The organism is Planctomycetota bacterium (assembly GCA_021414025.1).
Taxonomy (GTDB): Bacteria; Planctomycetota; Phycisphaerae; order Phycisphaerales; family SM1A02; genus SYAC01.
Genome location: JAIOPG010000006.1, coordinates 314,461 through 340,617, shown reverse-complemented (window position 1 = coordinate 340,617; position 26,157 = coordinate 314,461). Strand labels below are relative to the sequence as shown.

Sequence of the window (26,157 nt, the reverse complement as noted above, 5' to 3'; positions counted from 1 at the left end):
CGATGGCCGCTCGCGTTTTCCGATTCGGTTGGGACGGATGACTTCAAGTCGGCGCTCGCAGAAACGGGCCCGCGGGGTCGGGCTCGCAGAATCGGGATCGTGCCATTAGGAAAACTCTGAAAATGTCAGCACATCGTCTTCGCCACACAGCTTGGTGCTCGCCACACCCCCAAGAACCTGCGGTTTTTCGCCCCCTGACGCAGGAGGCTATCGCGGCTCCGAACTTGTTCAGAGGTTCCTTGGCGCAGCATGATCGTGATCGCGCGCCTGCGCCGCGCTGCAACCCGACTCTATCGGGATCGAAGTGCCATGGCGCCGGTCTGCGCGGGGGCTGTCTTCACATCATGTAAACAATTCTTACGCTACGTCCGCGCGGCGACGTTCCACATTGATTGAACGTGTGAGGGCTAACGTCGCTGCACACCCCTGTGTGCGCGGCTAAGATCGAACGCAGCCAGCACGGGCAAGGGCCCGCAGGATCATGGAGCAGCAATGGGAAAGGGTCGACTGGAAGCCTTCAGCGATGGCGTGCTCGCCATCATCATCACGATCATGGTGCTGGAGATGAAGGTGCCGCACGGGGACGACCTCGCTTCGCTGCGGCCGCTGATCCCGGTGTTCCTGAGCTACGTGCTCAGCTTCATCTACATCGGCATCTACTGGAACAACCACCACCATCTGCTGCACACGGTCCACCATGTGAACGGCGCCATCCTGTGGGCGAACATGCATCTGCTCTTCTGGCTCTCGCTGATTCCCTTCGTGACCGGATGGGTGGGCGAGAATCACTTCCGCCCGGTGCCGGTCGCGCTCTACGGGGCCGGGCTGCTGTTGGCGGCCCTGGCCTACTCGAATCTGGTGCGCGTCATCATCAAGCATCACGGCCGCGACTCGACCCTGGCCAGCGCCATCGGCCGGGACCACAAGGGCAAGATCTCCATTCTGGCCTACGCGGCGGCAGTTCCGCTGGCCTTCGTGCATGAATGGATTTCGCTGGCCATCTACATGGCGGTGGCAGCGCTCTGGTTCGTGCCCGACCGTCGCATCGAGTCGAAGCTCACGGCGAGCGACTGACGACATCGCAATGGACAGCACTCTTCTCCAATCCAAGTTGATGCGGAATGCAAGGGATCGCCGGTTCTCGCTGATGTGTGTTGCGGCATGCCTTTGGGTTGCGAATGCCTGCACCGACGGCCGCAGCGCCAGTCACCACGAACCGATCGTCGAGTTTGCTCCGTCCAACACATGGACCCGCGTGACCGACGATGCGGAGTTCCCCGGCTCCTACAACTTTCCGGTCTTCACCGTGGGCCATCAGATGTGGGCATTTCATCCCGCCGGCAACTGGTCTTCCGGCGACGGCAAAGCCTGGACGATGTCCGAACTGCCGACCCTGGGTGCGAAGCCCGGCCACCAAAGGCACGTGCAATTCAACGATGCCGTCTACCTGCTTGGAACCGTCGAGGGGGACTACCCACATCTGCGGCTGGGTTCGCGCATCGCACGCACGACCGATTTCAAGAAGTGGGAAGTGCTCGCGGACTCGTCGAATCTGCCGGAGCGGGTCTTCTACAAGACCGTGGTTTTCAAGGGCAAGATCTGGCTGATGGGCGGCTCGGACGGCAGGAACTACTTCAACGATGTGTGGAATTCAGCCGACGGCGTTCATTGGGTTCGAGTCGCCGATACGACGGCGTGGACCCCGCGCACCATCGATGTCGCGGTGGTGTTCAAGAACAAGATCTGGATCATCGGCGGTGGCGTAATCGACGGCGAGCCGACGAATAACCCGCACTCAGGCGCCGAGATCTGGTCATCCGGCGACGGCGTGAAGTGGACGCAAGCCAGCGACGCCATGGTGCCGCAATATGGCGCGTCGCCGATTGTTTTTAACGACAAGCTCTGGCTTGTCGGCGCCAACCGCGACGGCAGTTTCACCAAGGCGGTGCTGGTATCGGAGGACGGCGTGGCGTGGAGGGAGCAAACCGCGCCATGGACTCCGCGCGGGGGCGTGGCGACATGGATCTTCGGCGACAAGCTCTACATGACCGGCGGCAAATTCTCCGCCGAGGTCAATGGCGAGCTGTCGTTCATCTACAGCAACGATGTCTGGGCGATGACGGATTGAGGGTAGACTTGCGGGGAATCGTGGCGCCGCTGCGTCAATGGACCGATTTCCATCATGAGCACACCCAAATCGAAGTCCCATGTACTTCACACTCTGTACAACAGAAAATTCCTATTTCACTTCGTTTTGGTCATCGCCATGGTGCTTGTGTCACTCCTACTCGGCATGGCCGGCTACATGTACTTTGAAAACCTTCCCTGGCGCGATGCCTATCTGAATTCCGCCATGCTCCTGGGAGGGATGGGGCCGATTGACTCGCCCAAAACCGATGGAGGCAAGCTGTTTGCCGGTTCCTATGCGCTCTATGCAGGCCTCGTCATCTTGCTTTCGCTGGCCATATTGATCGCGCCGGTTGTTCACAAGGTCATGACGACTTTGGGGAGCAAACCCTGATGGTTTCACTGAATTTGTCGCCTGCGGTTTCATTCGGTCGTTCGCGGTTGAGCCTCTTGTGCTCAGCATCGCGCTGGGATGGAAGCGGCGGCAAATGTGGCCCGTGGCGCGACCGAATTCGAAGGCCTGAGTGCAAGCGCCCAAGCAAGCGTGAGCAAGGCCATTGAGGTCTCGGGTTATCCTCGTCGCATGAATTATTCCGTTGAACCCATTGGGTACGTGCACGCGTCCCGCACTCGCGCGACGGACGACTTCTGGGGTGGAGCGGAATCCTGCATCGAATTGGTTGAGGGCTTCACGGCCGACGCGCTGAAGGGCTTGACGGAGTTCTCCCATGTCGAAGTTTTCTTCCTGCTGCACGAAGCCGACCCCGCCCAGACCTGTCGCGGCGCCCGTCATCCGAGGGACAACAAGGAGTGGCCCGAAGTGGGAGTCTTTGCGCAGCGCGGCAAGAACCGCCCCAATCGGATCGGGTGCACGATCTGCTGTGTGCTGCGCTGCGTAGGGACGCGCCTCTTCGTGGCCGAGCTCGACGCCATCGATGGCACGCCGGTGATCGACCTCAAGCCGGTCCTGGCCGAGTACCTGCCGCGCGAGCCGGTGCGCCAGCCGCAGTGGACGCGCGAACTCATGAGCAACTATTGGCGATCAGCTGATGCTTCGCGGTATCATGGACCCTCGTGATCCGCCCGACGGATCCCTGAAAGGCGGATCCACGCATGCCGATCTCCAATCTCAAGTGCCCACACTGTCAGACGTCGTATTCGCTCGGGCGATTGTTGGGCCACAAATTCGGCGGCCGCTTCTGCCACGGCTGCAAGAGTCGGCTGGCGTTCACCCCGGAGTCCTCCAGACGAGTCGGCGCCTGGTGCGGCCTGGTGAATTTTGCCTTGCTCTTTCCTTTGGCGGTCACTTTCGGCACGACACTCTTCTATTCATGGCCATTTTGGATCGGTCTAGTTGTGTTCGCTCCGGTCGCGGGCGGCGTGCTTGCGTCGCGGGTGGCAGTCTTTGCGCCACACGAGCAGGTCCGCGCCCAACGCCGGCGAATTGAATTGTTTCCGAATCTTTCCCGGCGCGACCGTTGGATTCTCGTTGTGCACTACAGCCTCATAATCCCACTCTTCGCGCTTGTGCTCTTGCGCTTGATGCCGGAGTGGCTGTTGCTGCCGTGGGCTTTGACAGCCTGTGTCGTGTCGATTTTCGCTCTGCCGATTCTGTGGCGCAAGTACTTCGGCAAGCACGGCATGTTGCGCGGCGCCGGCTTCGGCAACCCTTCCCACTGACACTGGCCCAAGAGCAACGGCGCGTGAACATACTCGACGCAATCGGCAACACTTCGATAGTGCAGCTCCGCAAAGTCGCGCCAGCGCATGGCGCCGACATCTTCGTGAAACTGGAGGGCGAGAATCCCACCGGCAGCATGAAGGATCGGATGGCGCTGATGGTGATCGAGCGCGCAGAGAAGGATGGCCGACTGAAGCCCGGCGACACCGTCGTTGAGTACACGGGCGGCAGCACGGGATCGTCGCTCGCGCTGGTCTGCGCCGCCAAGGGCTACCGCATCCGGATCGTCAGCTCCGACGCGTTCAGCAGGGAGAAACTGGATCACATGCGGGCGCTGGGCGCCGAATTGACGCTCCTGCCGAGCGAGGGCGGCCTCACCACCCGTAAGTTGATCCTGGACATGATCGAGGCCGCCCGCGCATTGAGTCGGGAGCCGCGCACGATGTGGATCGACCAGCTCAACAACCACGACAGCATCGCGGGCTATCACCCGCTTGGCGAGGAGATCTGGAGGCAGACCCTCGGCAAGGTCGATGCCTTCGTGCACAGCGTGGGCACGGGGGCTTCTTCGCGCGGCGTGGCCGAGGTGCTCAAGCGACACAATCCACGCGTCAAAATTGTGGCCGTCGAGCCCGCTGAATCATCGGTGCTGCTCGGAGGCCAGGCCGGTCCCCACAAAATTGAAGGTGTTGGCATCGGCTACACGCCCCCGCTGTGGGATCCGACGCTTGTGGACGAAATCATTCCGATCAAGACCGCGGACGCGAAAGAGATGACGCGGCGCCTTGCCCGCGAGGAGGCGATCTTCGCGGGCACATCCTCCGGCGCCAATGTCCTAGCCGCGGTCCAAATGGCCAAGCGACTCGGGCCGGGCGCAACTGTGGTCACGCTCGCGTGCGACACCGGCCTGAAGTACCTGAGCACGGATGTCTACAAGCAAAGCTGAGAACCGCATGAGCACCACACCAGCATCTTCGTCTAAGAGTGCCCTGAAGATTCGACGCGCCACCGAAGCAGACTTCGATGGCATGTGGCCAATCTTTCAGGCGGTTGTCGCCGCAGGTGACACGATGGTGCTCGCACCCGACACGAGCAAGCAAGTTGCCCACGACTATTGGTTCGCCCCTGGCATCACGACCTATGTGGCGTCTGACCATCATGAAATTCTCGGCATGTACAAGTTCATGGCCAATCAGCCCGACCTTGGCTCGCACGTCGCCAACGCTTCCTTCATGGTCGACCCCGCGGCGCAGGGCATGGGCGTCGGCAAGGCGATGGGCGAACATTGTCTTGCCGAAGCGAAGGACGCCGGCTTTCTGGCCATGCAGTTCAACTTTGTGGTGAGCACGAACACGGGCGCGGTCAAGTTGTGGAAGCAACTTGGCTTCTCCATCGTCGGCACGCTTCCCAAAGCGTTCCAGCACGCAAAGCTCGGCCACGTCGATGCCTTTGTGATGCACCGGCATCTCCAGGACAACGCAATGCGGGGTTCGGCGTGAAGGCATTCCTGATCTGGCAACGACTCCCCGTCGCGTCCATCCGCATCATCAACCCGGCGCGCGAGACCCGCGTGGCGCTGCTCTTTGCGATCGCGTATATCGGCGCCTCCGTGGCCACCGGACTCTTCGAGCGCGCCTGGCCCCTGCCGATCTGGGGCGCGACGCATCTGACCTCCGACGCAACCTATGCTTTCGCGTTCAAAATCGGCCTGCTTTTCGTGGTGCCGCTCATCGCCATCCGGCGCGCCGGCTACACGCTGGAAGACCTGCTGCTGGGATGGCGGGCGACACCGCGATCGATCCTCACGCTCGCGCTGGTGCTGGTGCTGGGCATCCTGATCAATGCGTCGAAGATCGCGCCCATTCTGGAGGCCATCCGGTCGATGCCGACGCTGGAAGCGGCGCTGCGGGTGGCCATTGGCAGCGTGCTGATGCTCTTCTGCGCCGGGTTGCCCGAAGAAATCGTCTATCGCTGGGGGTTGCAGACGCGGCTCGAACTCGCCTGGGGGCGCCCCACGGCGATCATCGTCACGGCGATTCTCTTCACCGCCTGGCATCTGCCCACGCGTTTCTTCCTCGCCAGCGGCGCCGAGGGGACAGCCAACGACTTGAGCTCCGTGCTGCTTGGCACGGGGCTGCCGGTGCTCGTGGTCGGGCTCATCTTTGGTTGGGCGTGGGATCGATGGCGCAATCTGCCGGCATTAATCGCGATTCATTGGGGCATCGACACGCTTCCATCGGTCGCCTCCCTGCTTCACGTTCCGGTCGGATCGCATTGAAAGCGGCATAATCGACTCGCCAACGTCCCATTTGATCGTTCTGAGCGATTAATTCTTATTATTTCCGTATTCATCGATTGATCCAACATTATTCCTGCTAGGCTCATATCAATCTCGACGCCGCATCGTGCGGATCGGTCGAACTCATTGTTGCCGGGCGCTTTGGCGCGATGGCAACGGTTCAAAACTGGGATTTGAAAGGTTGCTGCCATGCTCTACACGATCGCTATCGTTCTGGTTTTACTGTGGCTTTTGGGCTTGATTTCCCTTGGCCCTGCCAATGTTTTCATTCACGCCCTGCTCGTCATCGCCGTCGTCGTCATCCTGATCCGCCTCATCAGCGGCCGGAAGCCCATTTAGTCCCGCTCACCACTTCTAAGGAGTCTTTCACATGAACAAAGCCATATCCCTCGCACTGCTGGTCGTCGGCGTCCTCTTGATCATCTGGGGCGTTGCCGCCATGGAATCATTCAGCTCCGACGTCTCGAGATTTTTCACGGGTTCCCCAACCGACAAATCCGTCTGGTTGATGATCGGCGGCATTGTCGCTGCGATCGTGGGAATGTTCGGCCTGCGCTTCACTCCCAAGGGCGCCTGACGGACCTCCGTTGATGGGCGGCGGACGTGTCCGATACACTCCGCTCCCATGAATTCGATCGCTTCGATGAACATCGTGTGCTGTGCCTTGCTCACAGGCGCCGTGACCGGTTGCGACCTGCAGCCGGCATCGCCCAAGCAGGGCGCGCTCCCAGCCAACAGCTTCAGTTTGTCCGTGCAAAAACTTGTCACGGGCGGCGACGTTGAAATAACCCAGCTCACGCTTCGCCTCCCCGGCAACGCGAGCATCTCCGTGGATGGCGAGCATTTTCATTCCTGCACCTTCTCCCAAACGCCCAACGACGCGACGCCCCGGGAGGGTCAAGTGATCGTGAGCGGATCACGCATCACTCCCCCCGGCAACGACAAGGCCTACATCCAGACATCTTTTCGCCCGCAAAGCAACGGCACCAGCGCCGGCGGAACGGTCACCTATCCGGTCCCCCCAAATCAGACGCTTGAGTCCTATTTCCCCATCTCGGCCGCCGACGGCATCTACAAGCTCGACACGCCGATCGAGATCGCAAAAGTCGACGGCAAGCCCGTGGTGCTGACGGTCGGCAATCCGACGAAGTCCGATCTTGCCCCGTCGACCAGCGGGCAATGAGGTGAACGCCGCCGTTGAAGCGCATCGGAAGTGCGGGGTACACTCGCGGGGGATGAAGCCTTTTGCCGCTGCCATCGCGTTTCTCCTGCTCATGCTCTGCCCGATGGCCCACGGCATCGGCGGGGATCATCGGCCCGGCGCGAACATCGCCGTGCCCGGCGCCTGGCCGCCGCGACTGGTGGAGCTCGCCAAGCATCCCTCGAGATTCGCCGGCTACTTCGTCAACACCGACGACTATCTCGCCTTTCGCGGCGACACCGCCGGCTTCCAGGCCTGCCTGGACACCTGCGTCGCCCTCAACAAGTTCGCTGCCACGACGGTCCACGTCCACAAGGGCAAGGGCGCCTTCCAGCCCTTTGACCCCAGTCTCGCGCCGCTGGCGTGCGACTGGAAACTCGACGTGATCAATCTGCTCTTTCATGCGGCGCCGATCCGCCCGAGCGAACCCAATTACAAGCTGGTGCTGCACGTGTGGACCGGGGGCTCGATCAACCTTGCGGCGATCCAGGTTCCGCCCGCCATGAAGGTGGTCCAGGATTGCTGAAGGTGGTTTCCATCATCGGACTTCTGCTGATGGTTGGGGGGCTCGCGGGCCTGATCCTGACCGACTCCATCTTGACTTCCAATCCGGTGGCCATCGCCTGCCAGGCGCTCGCCGTGGCCCTGATGATCTGGGCGCGAATCACTTTTGGCAGCCGCAGTTTCCACGCGGCGGCAAATCCGACGGCGGGCGGATTGGTGACGACCGGCCCGTACGGTCTCATCCGCCATCCGATCTACACCGCAGTCTGCCTCTTCGGCGTTGCCTGCGTGCTCTCGCACTGGTCGCCGCAGAGCGCTGCGTTCGGCGCGCTGCTGCTGGCGGGCAGTTTCGCCCGCATGCTCTGCGAGGAGACCCTGCTGGTGAAGACCTATCCCGAATACATCGAGTACATGAAGAAGGTGAAGCGCATGGTGCCGCATGTCTTCTAGCGGCTCGAAGTGGAGTTCCACGTGGGCCATCCTCGCCGGAGTGGTCTTCATCATCGTCGTGACCACCCTGGTCGACATCGCCCTGCACATGCTCAAGGTTTATCCGCCGACCAAAGAGCCGATCAACGACCTGCAGGCGCTGCTGGCCACTTCCTACCGCATCGTCATCAGCATCGCGGGCGCCTGGCTCACCGCGTGGCTGGCGCCGCGCAACCCCATGAAGCACGCCATGATCCTGGGCGTGGTCGGCGTGGTGCTGGGCATGTTCGGTCTCGTGGTCACTTGGAATCTCGAGCTGGGGCCGCGCTGGTATCCGATCGCGCTGGTCGTGCTGTCCGTGCCGCAATGCTGGGTCGGCGGCAAGCTCTACGAGATGCGGGTGGCCAAGGCATGACCGCGGACCGCTCGCTCGAGGAGCAGCGCCAGGAATTCGGCCGGCGCCGCAACATCGCCATGCCGATCGCGGGGGCCATCGCATGGACCGCGGTAGGTGTCGCGGGCATGTTCCTGAACACGATGCTCTCCGCATGGGTTCTCTTCGGCGCCACGGGCATGATCGCCTACCTGGGCATCTTCATCTCGCGCTTCACCGGCGAGAATTTCCTCGACAAGACCAGACCGAAGAACGCCTTCGACCGGCTCTTCTTCTATGGGGTGGCTCAGGCGCTGCTGGTCTACTCGATCGCCATTCCGTTTTTTCTGGTCGACCACACCTCGCTGCCGCTGACGGTCGGGATCCTCTCGGGGCTGATGTGGATTCCGCTTTCGTGGATCATCCAGCACTGGATCGGCCTCTTTCACAGCTTCGTCCGGACGGGCCTGATCGTCGCGGCTTGGTATCTCTGGCCCGCGCATCGATTCACGGCGATCCCGATCGTGATCGTGGCGGTGTACCTGGTGACACTCGTCGTGCTCGAAGCGCGATGGCGCCGGCTCGCCTGAAGCGCCATGCCGGTCATCCGCACCATTTGCGAAACGGATTCGATCGACGAGCTCACGGAGTTGCTGCACCGCGCCTACGCGCGGCTGGGCGACATGGGACTGAACTACACCGCCGTGAACCAGACCCCCGAGGTCACCCGCGACCGCATCCGCAACGCGACGTGCTTTGTCGCGGTCGACGGCTCCAAGCTGGTCGGAACCATCGCAGTGCACCACACGAGCACCGACACATCGGAGGCGTACTACGCCACTCCCGGCGTCGCGGCGGCTCATCAGTTCGCAGTCGATCCCGCCCTGCAAGGCGAGGGCATCGGCCGTCTGCTTCTGCAGCGCGCTGAACAATGGGCAGTGCAGCATGGCTATCGCGAGCTGGCCATCGACACCGCCGAGCAGGCAACGCATCTCATTGAGCTCTACACTCGACTCGGCTACCGGCATGTGGGCCACGTGCAATGGTCGGGCAAGGTGTACCGAAGCGTGATTCTGAGCAAGGCGTTGAACGCCGCCCCTTCTTCGAGGATCAATCCATGACCATCCCCGCCACCTGGTTCTACTGGGCGCTGCTGTCCGCGGTCTTCGCGGCGCTGACCGCCATCTTCGCCAAGGTGGGAGTGCAGAACGTGGACTCGGATCTGGCCACGCTGGTGCGCACGGCGATCGTGATCGTGGTGCTCGCGGCCTTTGTCTGGGCGGCCGGCAAGTGGAGCAACCCCTTCGAGCTTTCGCGGAAAACCTGGATCTTCCTCACGCTCTCGGGCCTGGCCACGGGTGCCTCGTGGGTCTGCTACTTCCGGGCACTGAAAGTCGGCGAAGCGTCCAAGGTGGCGCCGGTGGACAAACTGAGCCTGGTGCTGGTTGCGATCTTCGCCTTCACATTCCTGGGCGAACGTCCGTCGCTCCGCGACTGGACCGGCATCGGCATGGTCGCGGCCGGCGTCTTGCTGCTGGCCCTCAAGAAATAATCCAAGATTCTGCAACTCCGGGGCTCGTCGCGTGTCCTAAGGCGGGCGATCACTCTCTCTTCGCCTTGCAACTTGTGGAAAAATAGACCTTTCCGCTAGAATTCACGCTTCGCAACCGCGGCACGACCGCCAAGAATGGAGACACGTGATGGGACGATTCAAGCGATCGGCGGAACTTTTCAAGCAGGCGTGGATTGTCCTGAAGTCCGATCCCGAACTGGTGATCTTTCCGATCCTGAGCTTCCTGGCCACCGCGGCGGTGATGGCCAGTTTCGCGATTCCAATCCTGATGAGCGAGGAGCTGCGGCATGCGTTCACGCAGTTGGTGCAGTCGAGATCCTCCCACAGCCACAACGGAGTGACGACCATCAGCCCCTCCGCGGACGCCCCCACCAACCAAATCGTCGCCTACGCACTGATGTTCTCGTTCTATCTGGTCACGAGCTTTGTCACGATCTTCTTCAACGCGGCACTGCTGGGCGCGGCCGACCGAAAATTCCGCGGCGAAACGGGCGGGCTGGGCGCCGGCATCCAGGTGGCCATGAGCCGCCTGCCGCAGATCGCCGCCTGGACGCTGGTCAGCGCGGTCGTGGGAACGATCCTGCGGGCCATCGAGCAGCGCGTGGGCATCATCGGCAAGATCGTGGTGGGCTTCATCGGTCTCGCGTGGGCCGTGGGCACCTACTTCGCAGTGCCGGCCCTGGTCATCGAGGGCGTCGGCCCGATTGACGCCATCAAGCGCTCGGCCTCGGCGATCAAGCGGACCTGGGGCGAGGGGCTGATCCTGGCGGTCGGCTTCGGACTGGTTGGATTCGCGATCACGATGTTCACGATCAGCATCATCGGCATCGGTGTGGTCGCGGGCATTCTGAGCGAGTCGGTGGTGCTGGGCGTGGCGATCGGACTGATCGGACTCCTCAGCTTGTTCGCGTGGTCGCTGATCGCCTCCACGCTGCGATCGATTGTGCAGATGGCCCTCTACCGCTACGCGATCGACGGATCCGTGCCCACCGGCTTCAAGTCGGAGTCCCTGCAGTTGGCGTTCGCGCCGAAGAAGGGCTGAAAGTCCCGATTGCCGGCAAGCCGCACCCCCCTGTCCGCCGGATGAGCGCCGCATCGCATTTCATTCTGTATGTGGCCGACCAGGAGCGGAGCACCGCCTTCTATGCGAAGGTGCTGGGCCTCAAGCCGCGGCTTCACGTGCCCGGCATGACTGAGTTCGAACTTCCCGGCGGCGGCATTCTGGGGCTGATGCCGGAGATGGGCATTCGAAATCTGCTCGGCACCGCGGTGCCTGACCCAAGCGCGGCCAACGGAATTCCCCGGGCCGAACTCTATCTTGTGCTGCCGTTGCCCGGTGAACACCATGCGCGGGCGATCGATGCCGGCGCCAAGGAACTGAGCCCGCTGCTCAAGCGAAGCTGGGGCCACGTCGCGGCGTACTCGCTCGACCTGGACGGCCATGTGCTGGTGTTCGCAACAAGTGAAATTTAGGTTGTCGCCGCCTTGAGTTCGTCCTGCAGCCAGTCGTCGCCGGGCATGATGCGCCGCATGAACTGGTCGAACTGCGGCACGGTGAACGCGGTGTCACCGTGACTCGGGCTCCAGATCATGCCCTTGGCGATCAGCTTGTTTCGCGTCGGGCTGAGTGCGGTCACCTCGCGCCCGAGCTCTCTGGCGATGTCACCCGAACGGTGCGGACCTGCACCCAGCGCAGCGGTCGCCCGCAGGTACTTCTTCTCCGCTGGAGTCAGGCGGTAGAAGCGAAGCTGGAAGTAGTTCTTGTCCAGTGCGGCGATGACGATCTCGGCTGAGGCCTCTACGTTTTCGCGGGTGATGGGCGACTTCTCCGCCTCCTCCCACGCATGCTTGGCCCACTCCTGCACAAAATAGGGAAAGCCGCTCGTCCGCTCGAAAATCAGGTCGAGCGCGTCCTTGTTCACCTTGACCTTCTGGTCCAGCGCCGGCTTGCCGATGGCAAGGTCCAGATCCAGCCGGGTGAGCGGCTTGATTTCCGGATAGTCAAAGAGGCGGTCGGCGATCTGCGTCGCCTGGTTCATCCGCTCGCGCAGTTGCGGAAGACCCGCGCCCACCAGGACCACCGGAAGTTTTTTATGCGAGATGCGGTGCAGCGCGACGACGAGCGCGGCAAGTTCGTCCGACTCCACGAATTGCATCTCGTCGACGAACATGGCCAGCACCGTGCCGGCTTTCTGCGCCGCGGTTCCGGAGGCTTCCAGCAGCATCTCCAGATCGTGCTCCAGGTCGCCGTTGTAGGTGGGGCCAAGCTCCGGTTCAAAGTCGTAGCCGACCTCGATGTCCTTGAATTTGTCCTTCAGCGCGCGGGCAAAACTGGAGAGCCCCTTCAGTGCGTTCTGGGCGTGGGTCTTCGCCTGCTCGTTGCGGGAAAGTCGAAGCAGCAGATGGCGGAGCTGCGGGGCAAAGATCGCGGGAAGCGAGCGTGTGTCGGGGGCTTCGAAGCAGACGGCCTGGATGCCCGTGGCCTCGGCGTCGTCGCGCATCTGGTCGAGCAGCACGGTCTTGCCCACGCCGCGCAGGCCGATCATCATGATGCTCTTGGTTTGCAGACCGCGGCGAAGCCTCTCAAGAACCACGCGAACCGTTTCACGCATGTCGTCTCGGCCGGCAAGAACGGGCGGAGGGATACCGGCCCCTGGCGAGAACGGATTTGAGACTGGGTCCATAAGGAGAGTCTATGCGTATTTATGTCAAAGAACCAATAAATATATAAATTACCTATATTTAATTTAAATAGGCATTATTTCCATGAATAATGGGCTTCTCGGCGCCGAGGTGATTATTTCGAGATGAGTGGTCGGACGCGGATGTCCCGGAATTCGATCCAGGCGCCCTCGCTCTGCAGTGCGATGCGCCCGGCAACGCGCTGGACGCCGGTCGCCACGTTCTGCAGTTTGCCGTTGACCCACAGCGAGAGCCAACCGCCATCCATCACGATTCGATACTTGTTCCACTGGCCCAGCGCCAGCTCATTACTCTCGCCGATGCGCGTGGTGTGGCGGCCGTCGGTGCGCGAGGGGTCGACCGTGGCGGCAAAGTTGCCGATGTTCCAGATGTCGCCGGCGCTGCCCGATTGAAGCTGAGCCTCCAGGCATGCGGGCCAGACTTTATCCGGGTTCTGCACGCGCAGAAGCACGCCGCTATTGCCCGCGCCCTTGGCGGGATCGAAGCGCCACTCGAGCTCAAGTTCGAAGTCGGTGTAGAGCGCGGTGGTGGCGATGTAGCCCACGGGTGTGCCGGTGGTGCGGAGGACGCCGTCGAGCACGGACCAGGTTGGGGGCGGCGCGGACGCGGGAGCCGGAGTTGCAGGCGGCGTGATGGCTGCGGCCGGCGGAAACTGCGTCCAGCCGTCGAGATTCTTGCCGTTGAAGATCGGGGTCCAATGAAAGGTGTCAAGGATGGCGTTTTTGTCCGAGAGTCCCGTCGCGTGCTCGGTCGCGGTGCTGTTAGTGCAGGCACATGCGATGAACGATGCGATGAGGAACTGCGCGAAGGCAAAGGACGCCATCGAACTCATTTTGGTGGCCATGGCTTAAGAGTATCTTGAGTCGCGCCCGCTGGAACACGGCGAGAACGCCGACACCTCGCCGCCCGCCTCGACACACTTCTCAGTGGCTGTTTCGTACCGTGAAAATGGCCAGAAACATGACCATCCATGCGAACGCAGCGACGCGAGAGATTGACGTGTACCCCTTGCGCAGCGTCCACCAGGCAAAAAGGAATGGCGCAAACACGATCCCGATGCCGAGCAGCACATCAAAGCCCGGTTCGACGGATCCCTTCAGTTCCGGCTTTTCAAAAAGGATTGTGGGGGACTCAATCAGGTCAAGAAGTTTTTTGAATTCGCGATACTCGGGCACGGACACATTGACAAATGCATTCACGGAAGCGCTGATTGAAATGACGAGGCCCAGCACGGTGGCTTGAAGCATTTTCATGTCGGTCATGGCCGAGAACCCGTCAAGGGCGATGCCCGCTCCGCCGGCGCCGACCGTTGCGAGTTGCGAAAATGAGTTGGTGACAAATCGAGCACCTTCGACCGCAGGAGCGGTTGCCGTCAAGCCCTCAGGCGCGGCCTTGATGGGATCCGCCTTGGCCGTGGCCAAGCTCCGCGAAAGCACCGTGTAATAAGTTTTGACGACACAGGAGGCATGCGTGAGCACAAGGCGATCAACATCTTTGGCTCGGTGAAGTCGAAACTTCTTCGCCTGGGCAAATGCGAACATCACGTCCTCCATGTTCTTGCCCTTCGCGAGTTGGTAGAGCCTGCAGATGGCGAGCCCGGCCCAGGCGTCGGCAGACTTTGGATCTCGCTTCACGAGGGATTGAAAGCCCTTGCACGCCTCGTCGGTGTGGCCGCTCTTGAGGATCATGACGGCTTGGTCAAAGCAAGCGTCGCCCTCGCCTCCGGATGACTCCTGCGATGCATGTTCCTGCGAGACGATCGGATGCTGGCGTTTCGAAATCTCCGTGCGCAACCGCTGCACAATGTGCCTGCAGCGAATGCGCTCATCCTCGGTCCCGACGATGTCGGCCTTCTTGAGGTATCGCTGCAGTTGCTGATTGAGTTGCTCTTGAGTCAGATCCGAAATTTGTGCCACGAAGATTGCTCCTGATGGTTGAAGCCCCAAAAGTGGTTTGGGCGATCTAGGCGACATCGGCGGGATTTCCCCCAAGCATTACTTGAAATGCAACATTTTTACCCCCCTATCCGTAGAGAACCCCGTGTGTAGGTGTTGATTGCGGTTGAGTTATGCCCAAGAGAACCCCACCCCAAGAAGGCCCATCACCATGCAAACGAACCGCCTCGCTGTAAGTGCGTTCGCGCTTTTGCTGCTTGCACGCACCGCGCTGGCCGCCACCACATTCACCTTTACCGATCAATGGACCACCGGCGGTCAGGGCGCGTTCTCCGTGACCAACTCCACCGCTCTCTCCACCTCAAGCTGGACGTTGCAATTCGACTGGAACGCCAACATCACCAGCCTCTGGAACGGCTCCATTCAGAGCCATGTCGGCAATCACTACACGGTGGTCAATGCCGGCTGGAACGGCGTGCTGGCGCCGGGCGCTTCGGCGGAAATCGGCTGCATCTACACCACGTCCACGCCGGGCGTTGCACCAACCAATGTGGTGTTCAGCGCGGACGGTGGTAGTGGCGGTGGTGGCGGCAACAACCCCAACTGCCCCGCCGATCTCGACGGCTCCGGCGAGGTGGATGGCGGCGACATCGGATTGGTGCTGCTGGACTTCGGCCCCTGCCCTGGATGCCGCGCCGATCTCGACGCCTCCGGCGAAGTGGATGGTGGCGATGCGGGCCTGGTCCTTCTTTCGTTTGGCCCGTGCACGCCTGTCATCGACCCGGCCGACTACACCAAGATGCCCACGGTGGAGCAACGGAAGATCGTCGGCTACTACCCGAACTGGGGCATCTACCAGAAGAATTTTCCCGTGACTCAGATCCGCGCCGATCGAATCAACGTGGTCAACTACGCCTTCCTGATTCCGCTGGACCGCACCATGCCCGCCGCATGGAACCGCACCGTGTCGTGGTACCGCGGCTGGACCTACACCGACTACGCCAATTTCCTTCAGCAGCCGGCGGGTCCCGCGCTCAGCGCCGGCGTGGGTCTCTTCGACGAGTGGGCGGACACCGGCGCCAACAGCGGCGCGGAAGCATTGACCATGTCACCGGCCTACCGCGAAGGGAGCAACTTCGCCCAGCTGCGCGACCTGAAGAACTCGCACAGCAAGCTTCGCACGATGATTTCCATCGGCGGCTGGACGCTTTCGGCGCCCTTCTTCTCCATCGTGCGCGACGCGCAGAAGCGCGCCGACTTCGCCAAGTCGGCGGTGTACGTCATGGCCCGCTACGGCTTCGACGGCATCGACATCGACTGGGAATATCCCGGCGGAGGCGGATTTGACGGCGACGTTCCGGCCGACCGAGCCACCGACGGCGCCAACTACCTGCTGCTGCTGCAGGCGCTGCGCAGCCGGATGAACCAGCAGTCCGCACTCGACGGCCACACGTACTACCTTTCCATCGCGGCGCCGGCCGGTGATGCGCACATCGCGGATATCGATCCTGCGGCCATCGCATCCATCGTGGACTGGATCAACGTCATGAGCTATGACTTCCACGGCGGATGGGATTCCTACACCGGGCTCAACTCGCCGATGGTGAATGTCGATCCGACGCCCTATGCGGCGATGTGGTCGGTCAGCGGCGCGATCGGCAACTACCGGAACGGGCTCAACGGCCACGCCGGCGTGCCCGCGTCAAAGATCGTTGTGGGCATGCCCTTTTACGGGCGCGGCTGGAACAACGTCAATCCGGGGCCGAACGGCGACGGCCTGGGCCAGTCCGGCACGGAGGCGACCTCACCTGCGCTGGGCGAGACGGAGTTTCCCTACAACACGCTCTTCAGCAGCGGCGTGCTGACCTACAGCAATGGCGTGTTCACGGGCGCGGGCGGATACACGCGCCACTGGAATGCGCAGGCGAAGGTGCCCTACCTGTACTCCGCAGCCAAGAAGCAATTCATCACCTACGACGATCCCGAGTCGATGCGCGCCAAGGTGGACTTCGCGAATCAGGAGTCGCTGGGCGGCGTGATGTTCTGGGAGCTGAGCGAGGACGCGACGCAGCCGGGCACATCATTGCTCGATGCCATCTACGACCGCATGCACTTGCCGTAGCCCGCTTCATCCGCACGGATAACCACCGCAGATCACCCGCACGAAGGATCAGGCGCCGGCGGTCTGAGCCACCGAGGCATCCAGCGCCAGCACTCTTGACTTGTCGAAGCAAATCATGCCGCCGCCCTGCCGTTTGGCCTGGTACATGGCCATGTCAGCCCGCTTGAGGATGCTCTCCTGGCTGTCGGTCTTGTCCAGGAACATGGCCACGCCGATGCTGGCCGTGCCGAGATGCTCGATGGTCTCCTCGGGCTGACCCTCCTGCTTGATGGTGAGGGTGTAGGGCTCATGCAGCGCGGCGCAGATTTTCTCCGCGACGCCCCGGGCCTGATCGGTTGATTCGCTCTGGTCGTCGCTGAATCCGTCCAGGATCACCACGAACTCGTCGCCGCCGAACCGCGCCACGGTGTCCGATTCGCGGACGCACCGCTTCAGCCGCTGGGCCATCTCGATCAGCAGCGCATCACCGGCCGCATGCCCATGCATGTCGTTGAGCGGCTTGAACTTGTCCTGGTCGATGAAGAGCACCGCTCCGTAGTGGCCGCTGCGATTGCTGGCGGCCAGCGCCTGGCTCAGTCGGTCGTAGAAGAGATTCCGATTGGACAAGCCGGTGAGCGCGTCGTGGAAGGCGAGCTTGCTCACCCGCTCGCGCATCTGCTTGCGCTCAGTGATGTCGGTGACGAATCCATGCCAGAGCACCGAGCCATCCGCCTCCTTCTGCGGAAGCGAATTGCCGAAGAGCCAGCGCACCGCGCCGTCCTCGAACTGCACGCGGTACTCCTGAATCCACGGCGTCAACTCCAGCGCGGACTTCTGTATGGAAGCCATGAAGCCATAGCGATCGTCCACGTGAACCACGTTGAACATTTTGGCACCATCCTCGCGAATCTCCTCGGGGGTGAGCCGGTACATGTCATGCAGGGCCTTGCTGGAAAACGGAAAACAGTAGCTGCCGTCGGGGCGCAGTCGAAACTGATAGACCACGCCGGGCACCTGGCTGGTGATCTTCTGAAGCAGCCCCAGGGCCGCTTCCCGGGCGTCCTCCAGCCGCTTGCGTTCGGTGACATCCCGCGTGATGCCGATGAAATGGATGAGCTGGCCCTGCCGGTCGAGCACCGGCGAAATGGAGAGGTCGTTCCAGAAGGTGGTGCCGTCCTTGCGATAATTGAGGATCTCGCCATTGAATTTCTCCCGGTTCTCGCGGGCCTCGCGGATCAACGCGCGGGTCCGGGGATCTGTTCCCGGTCCCTGGATGAAAGCGCAGGTCTGACCCAGAATCTCCGACTTGCCGTAGCCGGTGATCTTGAGGAATGCGTCGTTGACCATGGTGATGCGGCCGTCGGCATCGCTGATCAGGATGCCTTCATGAACCGCCTGCAGCGCGAGATAACTGACCCGAAAATTCTTGTCTTCCACGATTTGCTTTTCTGTAAGGGATTCCATTCGAGTCCTGCACCATAAGATTCAGACCCAAAATGCAAGTTTCAAAGTCTATCGATTCGCAAGATTGTTTTCTTTTGGGACTAGAGTTTCGCCGTCATCGCATTCATGAATTTTTGTCCGGGAAGTTTTCGAAGACGCGCCGGGAACTCTTGACAACCCAAACGCGCCGGATTAAAGTCCGGCCAGCATCAAGAGCCCTGGGCAGACCTCGAAAGCCTGGGCGGCAACCGAATTCGCGAAGGCGAGATCACGGTGCCGAGGTCGGCCCTGCAAGGGGCGATGCGGCGGAGAGGCTGCTCAAGCGGCCGACTCCAGCACATCAGCGCTGCCGACGTTCGGCGGCACCCCTGCAAGCTGATGCCACTCTGATGTCGTGGAGCCACGACATGATTTCCTTTCCCGTTCACGAGAAGTCCGAACCCGCCGATTCGAATCCCAATTTCCAGCCGATTGATTCGGCCCGGGTCAATTGCTATGACCCGTCGCCGAGGCCGGCGGAGCCAAACGCCACGCCGCTCAGGGGCGATTCAATCCATCCATTGGTGCGGTTCTACGGGTCTATGAACGGAATGCAGCGACAGAAACGCAATGAATTGCTGGAGAAGCTGTACATGCTTCAACTGGCGACGCCTCTGGACCACGAGGCGATCAGGCGGGCGTCGCAGGACTATCGCGAGATGGCCGCGATCGCCAACACTTCGGGTCAATTTTTGAAGCAATTGCAGGAGGACGGCCTGATGCTGTGAGGCTTCCAGTGCATCGGGCCACATTTTTCCCAAGAATTCTTCCCCGTAGGGGAAGCGGAATCATTTGCCATTGAAATCTCAACTTGACCATTGACTTTCATCTTTGCTCCCCTACTGTGGCACCCGAGACCGAGCCATCGCGGTTCGGCCTCTGCATATTTTGTTGCTCCAACCGAAAGGGACACGCATGACGCAGTCACAAGGCGGTCGCACGCACATTGCCATCATTTTGGACCGGACGGGATCGATGCAGATCATCCGGCAGGACACCATCGGCGGCTTCAACACATTTCTGGGCGAGCAGCAGACCCAGCCCACGCCGGCCACGCTCACACTGGTGCAGTTCGACGGCCAGGACCCCTACGAGGTGATCCACAAGTTCACTGACATCAACCTGGTGCCAAAGTTGACCGAGGAAACCTATGTGCCCCGTGGCAACACGCCGCTCTACGACGCGGTGGGACGCGGCATTCTCGACCTGAAGGCGAGCCTGGCCGCTCAGCCCGAAGCCTTGCGGCCTGGCAAAATCGTCTTTGTGATCGTGACCGACGGGCACGAGAACGCCAGCCGTGAGTTCAACGGCGTGCAGGTGAAAGCCATGATCGCCCAGATGAAGGAGGCCGGTTGGCAATTCGTCTTCCTCAGCGCCGATGAGAAGGAAGTCACCGATGGGATGGGCCTGAACATCGACCGCGGCTACTCGATGGCGGTGGGCAAGAACGCCATCGGCGCGAATCACATGTGGAAGCGGGTGTCGGAGCGATTGTTCGATTACCGCGACGACAAGGCCATTAACATGAGGATGGACGAGACGACGCCAGCCAAGCCGACGGACAAGGCGCCGGACGCGGCCGCAAGACCGCCGGCAAGGAAGAAGCGCTGAGCAAGTCCGTTGAGTAGAGTTGCACCTTCATGAGCACGAAGGAGCACACGCCCGGCGCCGACTTCGACTGGACCGTCGTCGGCGCCGGTCCTGCCGGCATCGCCACGGTGGGCAAGCTGATCGACGCCGGCGTGGATCCGAAGCGAGTCGCCTGGATCGATCCGCAGTTCAAGGTCGGGGACTTCGGCACCAAATGGCGCAACGTCTCCGGCAACACCAATGTCGGACTGTTCGTGGAGTTCCTGAATTGCTGCAAGGCGTTCCACTACAGGGAATGCGACCGCGGATTCTCGCTGCACCAGCAGGACCCGACGCGCACCTGCGAATTGCACCGGATGGCGGAGCCGCTGGAGTGGGTGACGGCGCAGCTTCGCCGGCAGGTGGTGTGCTTCGAGACTCCGGCGAACTCGTTGAAGGCTCATGACCAGGTGTGGCACGTTGCCCTGGCCGGCAGCAGCATCCGCTCGCACAACGTGGTGCTGGCCATCGGCGCCGATCCCGTGTCGCTGCGGCTTCCCGGCGTCGAGGAAATCCCGCTCGCCGACGCGATGGACGCGCAGCGCCTGGCGGGCCACTGCTCTGCCAAGGACACAGTCGCCGTCTTCGGCTCGTCGCACTCGGCGATCCTGGCCATCCGGCTTCTCATCGAGCATTGCGGCGTGAAGCAGGTGGTCAATTTCTTCCAGGCGCCGTTGCGCTTCGCGGTGCCCATGGGCGACTGGATTCAAAACGATGACACCGGCCTCAAGGGCGCCACCGCGGAGTGGGCGCGGACGCACATCGAAGCCGCGTGCCACCCGAGGCTCGAGCGCCATGAATCCACCGAAGCCAACATGAAGCTTTATCTGCCGCGCTGCACGAAGGCGATCTACGCGGTGGGATTTGCGCGGCGGCACATCCCGGTCGCCGGGCTGCACGAGCTGCGCCACAACCCGAGCAACGGCGTCATCGCCCCGGGCTTGTTCGGCGTGGGCATCGCCTTCCCGGAGGCGAAGGTGAACCGCGACGGCACGCTCGAGCACCGCGTGGGCCTCTGGAAGTTCATGCAATACCTGAGTGAAGTCCTGCCGCATTGGCTCCGGACATCGGACTCGTAGCCGCGCGATCCGTCGCGGTTCAATACATCGTCAACGCGCCGAACCGCGCCGGGTGCGCACGATCGCCGCCATGGCGCAGCCGGCCATCGCCCAGCCGAACGACTGTTCGATCAGGACCACCTGCACCCAGCTCCACGGATAGCCGTACCAGATCCAGTCCGAGAAATTGCAGGAGAGCCAGTACGAGACGCTGACGATGAACAGCACCGCCGCGGCACGAACGGGGTGCCACTGCCTACGGTTCAGCAGGATGGCGATCATGATGGAGGCCGCAAGCCCGCTGAGAAACTCGCAGACCATCATGCCGGTCATCGCCGACGATTCCACGGACTTCCGGTAGACGATCATCGCGACCGGTCCCTTGCGCAGCAGTTCGTCGTAGGCCTTCTCCGCGGCGGGGTCGCTCATCTTGGATTCGTCGAACCAAGGCAGCCAATACACGCCGTCGGGCTGGCCGCCGGCGCGCAGCGTCTCGCTCACCTGGGCCTCGTTTGGAAGCTTGTTGTAGTTCTCGTGGCCGAAGATCACCGTGTGGATCAGCGTCCCCCAGACGAACCAGATGATGCCGCCGACCAGCGCCGCGATGGCGACCCGAACCATTCCATTTTTCATGTGACTCTCCTTGTAAGAGCGTGTGCGCGAATCCCGGACTATTTTCCCGAAGGACGGAAGGATGAAACCCGAAACATGTGCCCGTCGGGATGCCGAAGATGGAACTCGCGGACGCCCCACGGTTCGTCGGTCGGCGGCATGGTGACAATGTAACCCAGCTCGACGGCCTTGACATGCAGAGCATCGAGCGACTCGATCGAGTCGATCCACCAGCTCATCCAGACGCCGTCGGTCTGATCGTCTCCCGGCCAGCGGGGCATGATCGTGCCGCGCGAACCCTGGCCGCTGCAGCAGAGGAAGATCTGGGATTCGCTCTTCTCGTCACCGGCACAGACGCTGCCGAAATGGGCGTCGCCCTTTGCATCTGTGCTGGCCGCTCCGGGAATCATGCCATCGTCGCCCCAGGTGAAACCGCGGTGCCACCCCAGCGATTCAAACCACTCCAGGCTCTTGGGGACACTGCTCACGTTCAGGATGGGGGTGATCCCGCGGATCGGCATGCCGCGGAATATAAAGCGAATCCGGGTGCCCTTCGCGTCCCCGCCGGGTGAGCGGGAAACCACGATGCCTTTGAGGGTGGGCCGGCACCCGTCGCACGAAAGCCCTGTTTTTGCAGCACAATTTTTCCAATTTTCAGGAAATTCCCTTGCCTCGGCCCGACTCTGAGTAAACTTGTCATCGAAGCGTCTTGCGCCCTTCTACCGCAAAGCTTTTACGTTTCGCCGTGGGTTCCCTCAATTCACCAGGATGGCATCATGAAAAATTCCATGAGTTTTTCCATTGCCGGCTTTGCCCTTGCCTGCGCGGCGGGAGTGGCCCATGCCGACATCATCACGCCGGATCCCTACGCGCTCGGCGGCGATCGCCAGTACCACCAGACCGGCGGGCCCACTCGCTTTCACATTGACAGCTTCTTCGACGTCTTTGTCGATTGCGATTTCACTTGGAGCGGGGCGCCGCACGATCCGCCGCTCCCCGGCGCCGGGCCCTCCTATGGCGAAAGCGACGGTACGGTCTCGCTGCGCATCAGTCTCAACGGACTTCCGCCCGGCGAACCCTGGCTCGGAACCCTGCACAGCAGTTTCGTCGATGTCTTCACGGGCGTGAGCCCCGACGGCGAGACCCAGTATTTCGACACCGAGATGTTGTCGCTTGACCTGCATGCGACGGGGACCCTCAGCGACGGCAGCAACCATGACATCATGCTCCGCTGCAAGCCCGTGCGCGGCGCGCACGGGGCCTACTTCCGCCGCAACTACATCCGCAAGGACTTCGCGGATTCTGGCGATCCACAGCTGTTCCAGATCAATTCCTTCTTCGACATCTTCACCGAACTCAGCCTGGATGGCGGCCAGACGTGGACCGACTCCGACACGGCGATGCACGTGGAGCTGGTCGGTCCGACCGTGCCGGCTCCGGGAGTCTCCGGCTTCCTGGCGTTGAGCGGCGCATTCGCCGCTCGGCGTCGTCGCCACTGATTCGGTTCATTTCATCCAAGACACTTCTTCATTGGGGGGCTTTCGAGCCCCCGCTCTTTTGATTGCGGGCGAAAATGCATTTATTCGAAATGAAGATTTTTTCACGACATTCGCTTGCTTCAAGCCGCAGTTGGGACAAACTGCTCCCGAAGCACGATGCGCCCTTATACCGCATGGCTTCGTAAGTTTCGTCCGTTCCCTTCATTCCATAGGTATGCCCCTTGAACAAACTCAATTTTTCCGTGGTTGGATTGGCGATTGCTTGCGCGGCCGGAGCCGTGCAGGCGGACTTCATCTCTTCGGATCCCTACGCCCTGGGCGGCAACCGCCCGTATCACCAGACGGGAGCGGCGATGCGCTTCCAAGTTTCCGACTCGTACCTTCCCGGCGGCTTCTTTGACATCTTTGTGGATTGGGATTTTGATGGCCCAAGACACGATGCGCCTCCACCGGGCACGGTTTCATTCGGCGAAAGCCGGGGTCATGTCACGGTCCTCAAGAGCCACAACGGCCTGCCGCCGGGCGAGCCCGTGTTCGGCCAGATGGAATGCAGTTTCTTCGATGTCTTCACCGAGATCAGCGCCGACGGATCGACCCGCTTGTACGACACCGAAATGCTGGCTCTGAACATCGAGGTCAATACACCGACCGGTCCCTTGATGATCCGCGAGAGCCCCACGCTGCAATCCACCGGCAAGTACGCCATCCGCGAGTCGCCGATCTTTCCGACCTTTGACTCGGAGTTCCGCATCACTTCCTTCTTCGACGTCTTCACCGAGCTCAGCCTTGATGGCGGACAGACCTGGATTCCCGCCGATGGAGCCGGACACTTTGACATCGGTCCGACCGTGCCGGCGCCGGGTGTCGCCGGCCTGCTGGCACTCAGCGGAGCCATTGCGGCGCGTCGCCGCCGCATGTGATTTGAATTTCATTTGATCGCCATGACCGCGGGCGAGGGCTCACACCCCTCGCCCGCTTTTCTTGATGGAGGCGGAGTTGGAATTTGCCTGGAGCGGATCGGCGCACAAGTCGGCGTTGCCCGTGACCGCCCGAGGAGGGCACCCGAGCACTTCTGTGTGGGAAGGTGCCCTCACGGGCATGGATCGGGGCCTCGCAATGAATTATGCCTGTGAAATGAATGAGGCCCGTGAAATGAATTATGCCGCATTTTATTTATTGTGATGATTATATTTAATAGGTCTGGCTATTCGATTTCATAGTGTTATTGTGTGACTTGAGCGATTTGCGTCCTTCGGATGCTCAGCTTAGAAATTTCGTTCGACCCCGCACAATTGAAGAAAGTTCCCAATGCGGAATCGTTGTCTCACCCTCGGCGGATGCGTCATGGCCTGCGCAGTCGGTGCCACCCAAGCCGAGCTTGTCTCTCCAAATCCATATGCCCTGGGCGGAGACCGCCTGTACCAGCGGATTGATGCGCCGGCCCATTACCGCGTCAGCCCCACCCAGGACATTCTTGTCAACCTTGCTTTTGACTGGGCAGGCGCCGAACACGCCCCGCCGCTTCCAGGGGAGAGCTCCTTTGGCCAATGCGACGGGCGTACCACATCGAGCATCAGCGTGAACGGATCGCTGTTTCAGATGCCGACGTGGCAAATCATGTCCAGCGACTTCAGCGATGTCTTCACGGGATTCAATTCCCGGATCTTCACCACGTATTACGACTCTGAAATGCTGTCGCTGCATCTGACCGGATCCATGCCTGATTTTGAATCCATCATGATCCGAGAGAGTTCCACAAAGAAGTCGCTCGGAAAGTACACGAATGAAATCATGTTTCAATCCGACTCCGGCCCGCTCTACCGGATCCAGTCCTACTTCGACCTGTTCACCGAGCTCAGCCTCAATGGCGGCCTGACTTGGACCGAGTCCATGGGATCCACGCGCATCGAGATCAATGGCATGGTCCCCGTGCCGCTTCCAGGCGTCATTGGTCTGGTGGCGTTGAGCGGAATCATGGCCCGGCGCCAGCGCCAACATTGAGCAAACCGTCTTCATCGGAACACGAATGAGACGTTCATTCGTTTGGAGGGGACGGGCCGAAAGGCTCGTCCCACTCTTTTTGAGGATCGACATCGCGATTCTTCGCCTCAAGCTCGAGGACGACCACTCGCGGCCTGTCTATCTCTTGATGGAACAAGGCGTTGGGTCCAGCGGGGCCGAGGAGCAAATCTTCTGTGCCGGTGGACAAGGATGCGCCGCTTAGCCGATATGGCGCTCTCGTTTCCTTGCCCCCCACAACACCCTGGAGTTCCGATTTGAAAAACAATTCCCTTTCTGACGCGCTGTCTCTTTGCCGATTCGGCGTGAGCATTTCGGCGACCCTCGCGGCGATGGCTTTGGCGTCGCAGGCCTCGGCGAATCTGCTGACCGATCCCAGCTTCGAGACCAACGCAGTGGACACCTTCACCAACACGCTGGGCAACTTCCCGCTCTATCAAGGCGTGTGGGGACAGGAGTCCTCCACCATCACCGGATTCGACAGCGGGTCCTCGCCGCTCAACGGCTTCAACCAATTGCGCATGGCCAAGAATGGCGGCGGCACCACCCAGGCGGGCCAGGTCATCGATGTCTCGTCCTATGGGGCGCTCATCGACTCCGGAAACGCCCAATTGGTGGCGTACGCCTATTTCAACTCCAACGCGCCGGCGGCGGTTGGCGGCGTCTACATCAGCTATTTCACGGGCAACAGCTATGGCACGATCTTCGGACCGCTGGATGCCACCGCGCCGACCTTCGACGGCAACGTGGGGACGTGGCAGGGCGCCTTGGTCAATGTGATCATTCCTGCCAACACGCGCTGGATCCTGATGCAGGTGGCCTTCTCCGAGGCTTCGCTTCCCGACATCAATCGCGTCGAGAGTGTCGGCTTCGTTGACGATGCCTTCCTGGAGATCTATGCCGTGCCGGCTCCCAGTGCCGCGGCCCTGCTTGGACTGGTTGGACTGGCGGCGCGGCGCCGAAGGATCTGAG

The 26,157-nt window shown here is 61.4% G+C and carries 33 protein-coding genes; 27 read left to right on the top strand and 6 right to left on the bottom strand.

The window, feature by feature from the left end:
• Positions 1-492: 492 nt before the first annotated feature.
• The 19 genes from K8R92_09125 to K8R92_09035 all read left to right on the top strand — a co-directional run bounded on the left by K8R92_09125 (position 493) and on the right by K8R92_09035 (position 11,660).
• Entirely contained in the window at positions 493-1,074 is a 582-nt protein-coding gene (locus K8R92_09125) for a TMEM175 family protein (protein MCE9620061.1), read from the top strand.
• A gap of 10 nt (positions 1,075-1,084) precedes the next feature.
• Complete coding sequence (locus K8R92_09120; GenBank protein ID MCE9620060.1) at positions 1,085-2,128, top strand: hypothetical protein; 1,044 nt, start codon at positions 1,085-1,087, stop codon at positions 2,126-2,128.
• 54 nt (positions 2,129-2,182) lie between these two features.
• Entirely contained in the window at positions 2,183-2,521 is a 339-nt protein-coding gene (locus tag K8R92_09115; protein MCE9620059.1) for a hypothetical protein, read from the top strand.
• A 189-nt stretch (positions 2,522-2,710) separates the two neighbouring features.
• On the top strand, positions 2,711-3,205 hold the full coding sequence (locus tag K8R92_09110; protein ID MCE9620058.1) for an SAM-dependent methyltransferase: 495 nt from the start codon (positions 2,711-2,713) through the stop codon (positions 3,203-3,205).
• A 35-nt stretch (positions 3,206-3,240) separates the two neighbouring features.
• The gene (locus tag K8R92_09105) at positions 3,241-3,807 is read left to right on the top strand and encodes a hypothetical protein (protein ID MCE9620057.1); all 567 of its coding nucleotides are present in this window, start codon (positions 3,241-3,243) and stop codon (positions 3,805-3,807) included.
• Between the two features lie 23 nt (positions 3,808-3,830).
• Positions 3,831-4,754, top strand: coding sequence for a cysteine synthase family protein (locus tag K8R92_09100; protein MCE9620056.1), 924 nt, complete (start codon positions 3,831-3,833; stop codon positions 4,752-4,754).
• A gap of 43 nt (positions 4,755-4,797) precedes the next feature.
• Positions 4,798-5,307: a GNAT family N-acetyltransferase gene (locus K8R92_09095; protein MCE9620055.1), complete on the top strand. Its 510-nt coding sequence runs from the start codon at positions 4,798-4,800 to the stop codon at positions 5,305-5,307.
• Positions 5,304-6,086, top strand: a complete 783-nt coding sequence (locus tag K8R92_09090) for a CPBP family intramembrane metalloprotease (GenBank protein ID MCE9620054.1) — start codon at positions 5,304-5,306, stop codon at positions 6,084-6,086. The genes K8R92_09095 and K8R92_09090 overlap by 4 nt, the downstream gene beginning before the upstream one ends.
• A 210-nt stretch (positions 6,087-6,296) precedes the next feature.
• On the top strand, positions 6,297-6,446 hold the full coding sequence (locus tag K8R92_09085; protein ID MCE9620053.1) for a lmo0937 family membrane protein: 150 nt from the start codon (positions 6,297-6,299) through the stop codon (positions 6,444-6,446).
• Between the two features lie 31 nt (positions 6,447-6,477).
• Positions 6,478-6,684, top strand: a complete 207-nt coding sequence (locus K8R92_09080; protein MCE9620052.1) for a DUF3185 family protein — start codon at positions 6,478-6,480, stop codon at positions 6,682-6,684.
• Positions 6,685-6,732: 48 nt separating this feature from the next.
• A complete protein-coding gene (locus tag K8R92_09075) occupies positions 6,733-7,290 on the top strand; it encodes a hypothetical protein (GenBank protein MCE9620051.1) in 558 nt (185 codons plus the stop codon).
• 52 nt (positions 7,291-7,342) lie between these two features.
• Positions 7,343-7,834, top strand: coding sequence for a hypothetical protein (locus K8R92_09070; protein MCE9620050.1), 492 nt, complete (start codon positions 7,343-7,345; stop codon positions 7,832-7,834).
• Positions 7,835-7,836: 2 nt separating this feature from the next.
• Positions 7,837-8,262 (top strand): isoprenylcysteine carboxylmethyltransferase family protein, encoded by a 426-nt coding sequence (locus tag K8R92_09065; protein ID MCE9620049.1) that lies wholly within the window; start codon positions 7,837-7,839, stop codon positions 8,260-8,262.
• Positions 8,252-8,656, top strand: coding sequence for a hypothetical protein (locus K8R92_09060; GenBank protein ID MCE9620048.1), 405 nt, complete (start codon positions 8,252-8,254; stop codon positions 8,654-8,656). Before K8R92_09065 ends, K8R92_09060 begins: the two co-directional genes overlap by 11 nt.
• The gene (locus K8R92_09055) at positions 8,653-9,204 is read left to right on the top strand and encodes a hypothetical protein (protein MCE9620047.1); all 552 of its coding nucleotides are present in this window, start codon (positions 8,653-8,655) and stop codon (positions 9,202-9,204) included. Before K8R92_09060 ends, K8R92_09055 begins: the two co-directional genes overlap by 4 nt.
• A 6-nt stretch (positions 9,205-9,210) precedes the next feature.
• The gene (locus tag K8R92_09050) at positions 9,211-9,735 is read left to right on the top strand and encodes a GNAT family N-acetyltransferase (GenBank protein MCE9620046.1); all 525 of its coding nucleotides are present in this window, start codon (positions 9,211-9,213) and stop codon (positions 9,733-9,735) included.
• The gene (locus tag K8R92_09045) at positions 9,732-10,166 is read left to right on the top strand and encodes an EamA family transporter (GenBank protein ID MCE9620045.1); all 435 of its coding nucleotides are present in this window, start codon (positions 9,732-9,734) and stop codon (positions 10,164-10,166) included. Before K8R92_09050 ends, K8R92_09045 begins: the two co-directional genes overlap by 4 nt.
• 148 nt (positions 10,167-10,314) lie before the next feature.
• Positions 10,315-11,229 carry a DUF6159 family protein gene (locus tag K8R92_09040; protein ID MCE9620044.1) on the top strand — a complete coding sequence of 305 codons (915 nt, stop codon included), beginning with the start codon at positions 10,315-10,317 and terminating at the stop codon, positions 11,227-11,229.
• Between the two features lie 41 nt (positions 11,230-11,270).
• Positions 11,271-11,660 (top strand): VOC family protein, encoded by a 390-nt coding sequence (locus tag K8R92_09035; protein MCE9620043.1) that lies wholly within the window; start codon positions 11,271-11,273, stop codon positions 11,658-11,660.
• On the opposite strand, the gene K8R92_09030 is transcribed toward K8R92_09035, so the two are convergent.
• The 3 genes from K8R92_09030 to K8R92_09020 form a co-directional block, all read right to left on the bottom strand.
• Positions 11,657-12,871: an AAA family ATPase gene (locus tag K8R92_09030; protein MCE9620042.1), complete on the bottom strand. Its 1,215-nt coding sequence runs from the start codon at positions 12,869-12,871 to the stop codon at positions 11,657-11,659. The two genes, K8R92_09035 and K8R92_09030, sit on opposite strands and share 4 nt — an antisense overlap.
• Before the next feature lie 113 nt (positions 12,872-12,984).
• Positions 12,985-13,734 carry a DUF1080 domain-containing protein gene (locus K8R92_09025; GenBank protein ID MCE9620041.1) on the bottom strand — a complete coding sequence of 250 codons (750 nt, stop codon included), beginning with the start codon at positions 13,732-13,734 and terminating at the stop codon, positions 12,985-12,987.
• 79 nt (positions 13,735-13,813) lie between these two features.
• The gene (locus tag K8R92_09020) at positions 13,814-14,863 is read right to left on the bottom strand and encodes a hypothetical protein (protein MCE9620040.1); all 1,050 of its coding nucleotides are present in this window, start codon (positions 14,861-14,863) and stop codon (positions 13,814-13,816) included.
• Positions 14,864-14,996: 133 nt separating this feature from the next.
• Between K8R92_09020 and K8R92_09015 the strand changes: the two genes are divergently transcribed.
• Entirely contained in the window at positions 14,997-16,907 is a 1,911-nt protein-coding gene (locus K8R92_09015; protein ID MCE9620039.1) for a cellulose binding domain-containing protein, read from the top strand.
• Between the two features lie 48 nt (positions 16,908-16,955).
• On the opposite strand, the gene K8R92_09010 is transcribed toward K8R92_09015, so the two are convergent.
• Positions 16,956-18,323 carry a diguanylate cyclase gene (locus K8R92_09010; GenBank protein ID MCE9620038.1) on the bottom strand — a complete coding sequence of 456 codons (1,368 nt, stop codon included), beginning with the start codon at positions 18,321-18,323 and terminating at the stop codon, positions 16,956-16,958.
• 596 nt (positions 18,324-18,919) lie between these two features.
• On the opposite strand from K8R92_09010, the gene K8R92_09005 reads away from it, so the two are divergent.
• The 3 genes from K8R92_09005 to K8R92_08995 all read left to right on the top strand — a co-directional run bounded on the left by K8R92_09005 (position 18,920) and on the right by K8R92_08995 (position 21,076).
• Positions 18,920-19,096: a hypothetical protein gene (locus tag K8R92_09005; protein MCE9620037.1), complete on the top strand. Its 177-nt coding sequence runs from the start codon at positions 18,920-18,922 to the stop codon at positions 19,094-19,096.
• Between the two features lie 187 nt (positions 19,097-19,283).
• The gene (locus tag K8R92_09000; GenBank protein ID MCE9620036.1) at positions 19,284-19,979 is read left to right on the top strand and encodes a VWA domain-containing protein; all 696 of its coding nucleotides are present in this window, start codon (positions 19,284-19,286) and stop codon (positions 19,977-19,979) included.
• A 29-nt stretch (positions 19,980-20,008) separates the two neighbouring features.
• Positions 20,009-21,076, top strand: coding sequence for a pyridine nucleotide-disulfide oxidoreductase (locus K8R92_08995; protein MCE9620035.1), 1,068 nt, complete (start codon positions 20,009-20,011; stop codon positions 21,074-21,076).
• Positions 21,077-21,106: 30 nt separating this feature from the next.
• Here K8R92_08995 and K8R92_08990 read toward each other — a convergent pair whose 3' ends face one another.
• Both K8R92_08990 and K8R92_08985 read right to left on the bottom strand, forming a co-directional pair.
• Complete coding sequence (locus K8R92_08990; protein ID MCE9620034.1) at positions 21,107-21,688, bottom strand: hypothetical protein; 582 nt, start codon at positions 21,686-21,688, stop codon at positions 21,107-21,109.
• A gap of 38 nt (positions 21,689-21,726) precedes the next feature.
• Positions 21,727-22,188 carry a VOC family protein gene (locus tag K8R92_08985; GenBank protein ID MCE9620033.1) on the bottom strand — a complete coding sequence of 154 codons (462 nt, stop codon included), beginning with the start codon at positions 22,186-22,188 and terminating at the stop codon, positions 21,727-21,729.
• A gap of 255 nt (positions 22,189-22,443) precedes the next feature.
• Between K8R92_08985 and K8R92_08980 the strand changes: the two genes are divergently transcribed.
• From K8R92_08980 to K8R92_08965, 4 genes are all read left to right on the top strand, one after another.
• Positions 22,444-23,166, top strand: coding sequence for a hypothetical protein (locus tag K8R92_08980; GenBank protein MCE9620032.1), 723 nt, complete (start codon positions 22,444-22,446; stop codon positions 23,164-23,166).
• Between the two features lie 221 nt (positions 23,167-23,387).
• Positions 23,388-24,086 carry a hypothetical protein gene (locus K8R92_08975; GenBank protein MCE9620031.1) on the top strand — a complete coding sequence of 233 codons (699 nt, stop codon included), beginning with the start codon at positions 23,388-23,390 and terminating at the stop codon, positions 24,084-24,086.
• Positions 24,087-24,510: 424 nt separating this feature from the next.
• Positions 24,511-25,167, top strand: coding sequence for a hypothetical protein (locus K8R92_08970; GenBank protein MCE9620030.1), 657 nt, complete (start codon positions 24,511-24,513; stop codon positions 25,165-25,167).
• A 323-nt stretch (positions 25,168-25,490) separates the two neighbouring features.
• On the top strand, positions 25,491-26,156 hold the full coding sequence (locus tag K8R92_08965; GenBank protein ID MCE9620029.1) for a hypothetical protein: 666 nt from the start codon (positions 25,491-25,493) through the stop codon (positions 26,154-26,156).
• Position 26,157: the final 1 nt, after the last annotated feature.